This window comes from Coriobacteriia bacterium, from assembly GCA_031292615.1.
GTDB lineage: Bacteria > Actinomycetota > Coriobacteriia > Anaerosomatales > JAAXUF01 > JARLGT01.
Window position 1 is genome coordinate 1 of sequence record JARLGT010000050.1, and the last position, 5920, is coordinate 5920.

The following is a 5920-nucleotide window of genomic DNA, read 5'->3' on the forward strand; positions in this document are numbered from 1 at the left end:
CTCGCTTAGCAGGCGAGCGCCTTCGACCTACTCGGCCAGCTCTCCGCGACGGGCTCGGGCGTACGTGCAGGCCCTCGCGCGCGAATCGTTATAGTACCCGCGCCACCAGTCGTCGGCAAGGTGGGTCATCGGCCAGTGCGCGACGTCGCCGAAAACGGTGTTACCATGCGCGAACTGCTTTCGCCCGTTGCCTCTGGAGGCCTTCGTGTCATCCGCACCGCAAACTGCTTCTCCCGCAGCCGCCAACGACGTTCCCAAACGAGCGCTCCTGCTCATCTTCGTCATCGCGTTCCTCAACACGATGGGCATGACGATCGTCATCCCGGTCGTTCCGTTTCTGGCGCAGCGTTACGTCTCCTCGCCCTCGGCTGTTGCGCTATGGGTTGGTATCCTCACGTCGGCCTATGCCGTCTTCGCTTTCCTGGCCGCCCCGGCGCTCGGTGCGCTCTCCGACAGGATTGGCCGCAAGCCAGTGCTGCTGGCATGTGTGTTGGGCTCGGCGGTCGGGTTCGTGGTGTTCGGCATCGGCGGTGCGATGTGGGTGCTGCTCCTGGCGCGCATCATAGACGGCGTAACCGGCGGCAACTTCTCGACCATCTACGCCTACTTGGCCGACATCACCGCGCCCGAGCAGAGGGCCAGCCGCTTCGGCATGACCGGCGCCATGATGGGTATCGGCTTCATGGTCGGGCCGGCGATCGGCGGCCTGCTCGCGGTCTATGGCCTCGCGACACCGGTGTTCGTCGCGGCCGCGATTTCGGTGGCTGCAGCTGTTCTCGGCATGTTCGTGCTGCCGGAGTCGCTCAACGCCGAGCACCGCACCGACTCGTTCTCTTTGGCCGACGTGCACCCGTTCACCAGCCTGCGCAAAGCACTTGCACGCCCAGAGCTACGACCGTTTCTGCTGATCGTGCTGGTGATGACGATTCCGATGGCCGGCCTGCAGTCAAACGTCAGCGTATTCGGCAAAGACGTGCTCGCATGGGGGCCAACGCAGATCGGTCTGTACATGACGGGCGTCGGCGTGCTCGACATCCTCGTCCAGGGCGGCCTCGTTCGCTTCCTCCTGCCTAGGATCGGCGAGCGCGGCGTTGTGTTCGCAGGATTGGTCGGCCAGGCAATCGGCTACCTCGCGCTCGCAATCGTTGCATCGTTCACTTCGGCCTGGCTGTTCGTGTTTGGTGGGCTGCTGTTCGCGGCGAGTGAGGGCGGCACGGGCCCGGCGCTGCAGGGGCTGATCTCGCGCTCCGTCTCTCACCGCGAGCAAGGCTGGGTCATGGGCGGTCTGGCGTCGATGTCGCTTGCCGCGAGGGCCATCGGTCCTTTGCTGGCGGGTCTGCTCTACGCCAGCGTCGGGCACGCCGCACCGTACTGGTTTGGGCTGGCCGTTATCGCGGGGGTAATGACTTTAGGCTGGGGCACACTATTTGTGGGTCGGGAAGTCGCATAAGAACGCGTGGTCTGCGACTTGCTAACCAGCTTGGGTTGCCGAGGAATCGCATGACGACAGGGCAGTGCTGCGCGCACTGCACGGCCGGTCGACATTAGAGCTGGAGGACGTCATCGCCAAGAGCGCCAAGAGTTCGAGGTCGTGGCTCGTCTGGGTGGCCGGGGGTGCCGGGCTTGGCGTTGCCGTGGTCGCCATCGCTGCGGTTGTCTACCTCACCGTCTTCACCGTGTCGCTGTCGGTCGACGGCAAGTCCGTCCGACTTCCGGCCGGCAGTACGGTCGCAACGCTCTATGCAAAGGGCATCGTGGATCGCAAGCCAGGCAATCTGGTGTCGGCGAAGAACCACCACGTTCTACGGCTCGGCGCAGGCGACCCACCCAGGGTCTCGGCGAGCGGCGTGATTCTGCTCGCTAGCTCGCCGCTGCGGAGCTCGGCGGTGCTGGTGAGCTCGAACGGAGCCGACGTCGTCGAACCTACGCACGTCACCACTGTGGCGATTGCGCCTCCGACGCGCTACGAGGGCACAGGCCCGATCGAGACCGTCATCCAGACCGGCACCCCTGGAGTACAGGAGATCAAGGTCGGCGACATCTCCAACCAAGTCGTGAGCAAGAAGCAGAAGGTTGCGCCTACAGCCAAGATCGTCGCGCGGCAGGAGCCGACCAAGGGTGCCAAGATCGTGGCGCTTACGTTCGATGATGGCCCGTGGCCCGGTTCAACTCGGGCGATTTTGAAGATCCTCCAGGCCAACGGCATCAAGGCGACGTTCTTCGAGATCGGTCAGCAGGCCAAAGGGATGCCCGACCTCTCCAGGGATGTTGCCGACGCGGGCATGGAGTTAGGCAATCACAGCGAGACGCATCCCCTGAACCTGGGGCGTCTCTCGGCGGCCGGCGTATCAGACGAGATCACGATGGCGCAGTACTCCATTTCGAAGGCGTCGGGCCAAACGCCCACGGTCTTCCGCCCGCCTGGTGGAAACACCACCCCGGCGATGTATCCGGTACTGGCCAAGCTGAAGCTGCGCTGGGTGCAGTGGGACATCGACACAGACGACTGGCAGAAGCCGCCCGCCGCAACGATCGTATCGCGCGTCGTGCGCAACGTGCGCCCGGGCGCGGTCGTGCTCATGCACGATGGCGGTGGCAATCGTAGCCACACCGTGGCCGCGCTGCCGCAGATCATCGCGCAGCTCAAAGCGATGGGCTACAGCTTCGTGACCATCAGCCAGCTATCGACGCTGCCGCACACGATGGGCTAGTACGCCGCGATCGCTGTTGGGGTGCCGGTCGCCAGGGTGCCGACCGCGAACGTGGGCTGCTTCGCGGGATCGAGTAGCGTGCAGATGCGGATCATGTTGCCGCGCGACACCGAGACACATCCAGACGTCAGACCCGCGCCAAACATGTGCAGGAAGATGCCGCTTCCTCGTCCGTAGCGCACGTGGTTGGGCTTTGCGTTATAGCCGGTCGAGATCGCGTACTCGTATTGGACGGGCGCGTTTGCGAGACGCTCGCCGGGCCAGCGCCGAGCCTCCACCCAGTCGTTGTAAGTGCTGCCGCGCTTGCTGCTCCACCACGACTTCCACGTGATGCGCCGGTAGCGCAGTCTGGTGCCCGAGGGCGCGTGCGCGTGCGTGCCAAAGATGTAGCCCGGCATCATCCAGATACCGGTGGGCGTTGTCTTGTTGCCGGCCCACCTGCGCGCACCGTCCATCAGGCCGTTCTTTCCGAAGCGGCACGGTACCGACATCGTGCACACCCAAGAACCGTCGACAAAGTCGAAGAACTGCAGCGCCCCGTATTTCGCGCCCAGTTTCGCACCCGTCGCGACAATCAGCTGCTTGGCAGCGCCGATGTGCGCCATTCGCTGTGGCAGCGGGGCAGGCGTTGTTGCGGACGACTCCATCGATCCGCTGGTCTCCTCGGCGAGCGCGACGCGAGTTGCCGGGAGTGGCCGAGGAAGCGTCACGGCCGCCATCGCCAGTACGCCGAGAACCACGACGCCGAGAAGCGCGCGCCGTGCTCGGGAGCGGAGTCTGTGGTTGGTAGTGCGCACGCGAACTCCATTCCCAACCCGTGTCGTCGAGTTGGCGGTTGGGCCAGCCCAGTGTAGACCCGTCGCGAGAGCCTGCGCGATTGGTGGTATGAACGACCGTACCTTCTGCAAGGAGGACGGCTGTGCCCTGCACCATCACCGCCAAGCGGGATTCAGCCCACACGCTACGCGCGACCGCGGCACTGCTTGGCGTGCTCGCGGTGCTGGTTGCAGCCGCGCTTGCTGCCGCTCCGAGAGCTTCAGCGGCGGCGACGACCGCGACCGCGGACGCTTCGGCGACGCATCCAGCGGCGGCTCAGACAACTCCGCTCGCAACTGGAACGCCCGACGTCACCAGCACGCCGGACACCAGCGTCTCACCCTCGCAGCCACCCACTCGCGTGGTCGGCCTGTCGGTGCAGGGTCGCAGCATCGTACTTGAGACCTTTGGCTCGGGGTCGCGCCACATCCTGTTCGTGGGTGGCATTCACGGCAACGAGTACGGCGGACCGGTCACGGCTGCGTTCGCGACGTACCTTCGCGCGAATCCGTCCGTGATTCCCTCGGGCACGCAGGTCGACGTGATTGCCTACGCCAATCCGGACGGGACCGCGCACGGCAGGCGGGCCAACGCCCACAACGTCGACATCAACCGGAACTTCCCGGCTCGCAACTGGAATCGGAAGCGCAACGCGAGCGGGTCGACGCCAGGTGCAACTCCGGGCTCCGAGCCAGAGACGAAGGCGCTGCTCGGCGTACTGGCCAGTGGAGGCTACCTCCGAGTGATCAGCATGCACTCGCGCGGGCCGATGATCGACTACGACGGGCCGGGAGGCTGGACCTTGGCCAGGCGGATGTCGAAGGCGTCGCGCGTCAAGGTACACCGGCTGCCCGCGTACCACGGGTCGATGGGCAGCTACATCCCCGAGGCCTATCGCACGCCCATCATCACGTGGGAACTGGGCAGCCGGACACTGACCGGCCGAGTGCGAGCTGGGATGCTAGCGGCGCTCAAGTAGCCGAGCCGAGCGGGCGCGCAAGAATCGCGGTCGCGCCATTACTTGCGGCGGGCGATCAGCCCGTAGATGAACAGCACGATGATGGCACCGATCGTCGCGACCAGAATCGACGGCAAGTTGAAGCCGCTTACGCCAGATCCGCCGAACAGACCGAAGACGAAGCCTCCAACGAACGAGCCGACGATTCCCAGCACGATCGTGACGATCCAGCCGAACCTGTCACCCATGATTAGCTTGGCGAGCACGCCAGCAACCAAGCCGATGAGAATCCACGTCAGAATGCCCACGAGATACCCCTTCCTACGACGGTCGTTCTGGAAGGGTCTGCCCAGATCCTAGCTTGTGCTAAACGACTGGTGCCTCGATGGCGGTGTGGGCGGGCTATCCCCGCGTACCCCGCGCAATGCCGGCTATCATGCCGCCGAAATACGGCACGAGCCAGATCGTCCAGACGACGATGCTGAATCGATGGAAGCGCGCACGGGCTTCTCGGCTGCCTCGAACAAGGACCCATGTCGCCCAGATGGCGTGTAGCGCCATGAGCCCAAAGGCCGCACCGCCGGTCACGGTGTGGATGACGCCCGCGTTCTCGCCCGCCACCGTCAGTCGGTGCATCAGCGTCGTGGCGTAGCCGTCGCACGCGAGTCCGAGCCAGAAGAACACGACGTGCCAGATGCGCAGGTCGCGCTGGAAGCGCTCGGACCATACGCCCGTAGTGTAGAAGACGAAAGCGAGCGACATTATGGTGGCTGGAACGATGAGTTCGTGAGGCATCCCAGCATGGTATCGCATCCCGCCGAGCGGGGTGAGCCCGATCAGCCGCACCCTTCTTTGAGTCGCGCTCTCGTATAGGGAATTCCTCGCTGAGGGCATTCACATCTCTGCTAAGGAAGTGTAATGTTATAACCGACTCTACAAGAACGCGCTCAGAGCGCTCGGCCCGCTGCGTTGGCCGACACACGAACACAAGTTCCCCATCTAAATGTAAGCGGGTCTTCCACTTCTACAATTGCTTAGAAAAGCGTAACGTATGTCCGGTGTGGGAATCAGACTAGCTCACATTCTATAAGATAGTTTAACAGTCGCATTTTATCGGATGCGCAACCCCGGTCCCGCTGTCTAGGGACGACCGCAGATAGTTAAGGCGGCCACACGACGTTTGAACTGAAATCAATCTCGGAAGGGAGGTGCTTTCATGAATGAGATGACCAACAACAAGGAAACTATTCTAGGAGGATCTGTGAAGAAGACTCTGCTCGTCGCGGCTCTCGTCGCGATGCTCGTGTTCGCCTTCTCCGGCGCTGCCTTCGCCGCAGGAATCAACCACTCCGGCCAGCAGCGCCTCGGTGCTGCCGCCACGGCTCCGGCCAACGGCTACAACCAGGACGGCTCTCCCAACCTCGCCATCCCGGGC

The 5920-nt window shown here is 64.0% G+C and carries 6 protein-coding genes; 3 read left to right on the plus strand and 3 right to left on the minus strand.

The annotated features are described in order from the left end of the window. Nucleotides 1–205 precede the first annotated feature (205 nt). Together P4L93_04575 and P4L93_04580 are read left to right on the plus strand one after the other, a co-directional pair. Complete coding sequence (locus tag P4L93_04575; protein ID MDR3686215.1) at nucleotides 206–1450, plus strand: MFS transporter; 1245 nt, start codon at nucleotides 206–208, stop codon at nucleotides 1448–1450. A gap of 64 nt (nucleotides 1451–1514) precedes the next feature. After that, nucleotides 1515–2711, plus strand: coding sequence for a polysaccharide deacetylase family protein (locus tag P4L93_04580; GenBank protein ID MDR3686216.1), 1197 nt, complete (start codon nucleotides 1515–1517; stop codon nucleotides 2709–2711). Here the strand turns inward: P4L93_04580 and P4L93_04585 are convergent. Next, nucleotides 2708–3508, minus strand: a complete 801-nt coding sequence (locus P4L93_04585; protein MDR3686217.1) for a hypothetical protein — start codon at nucleotides 3506–3508, stop codon at nucleotides 2708–2710. The two genes, P4L93_04580 and P4L93_04585, sit on opposite strands and share 4 nt — an antisense overlap. A gap of 122 nt (nucleotides 3509–3630) precedes the next feature. Between P4L93_04585 and P4L93_04590 the strand changes: the two genes are divergently transcribed. Next, on the plus strand, nucleotides 3631–4506 hold the full coding sequence (locus tag P4L93_04590) for a DUF2817 domain-containing protein (GenBank protein ID MDR3686218.1): 876 nt from the start codon (nucleotides 3631–3633) through the stop codon (nucleotides 4504–4506). Between the two features lie 38 nt (nucleotides 4507–4544). On the opposite strand, the gene P4L93_04595 is transcribed toward P4L93_04590, so the two are convergent. Together P4L93_04595 and P4L93_04600 are read right to left on the minus strand one after the other, a co-directional pair. Then, nucleotides 4545–4793, minus strand: coding sequence for a GlsB/YeaQ/YmgE family stress response membrane protein (locus P4L93_04595; protein ID MDR3686219.1), 249 nt, complete (start codon nucleotides 4791–4793; stop codon nucleotides 4545–4547). 94 nt (nucleotides 4794–4887) lie between these two features. Beyond that, complete coding sequence (locus P4L93_04600; GenBank protein ID MDR3686220.1) at nucleotides 4888–5280, minus strand: HsmA family protein; 393 nt, start codon at nucleotides 5278–5280, stop codon at nucleotides 4888–4890. Nucleotides 5281–5920: the final 640 nt, after the last annotated feature.

Excerpts from the sequence above, each read along its gene's own strand:
- P4L93_04600 (MDR3686220.1), bottom strand. The coding sequence starts at position 5,280 with ATGCCTCACGAACTCATCGTTCCAGCCACCATAATGTCGCTCGCTTTC.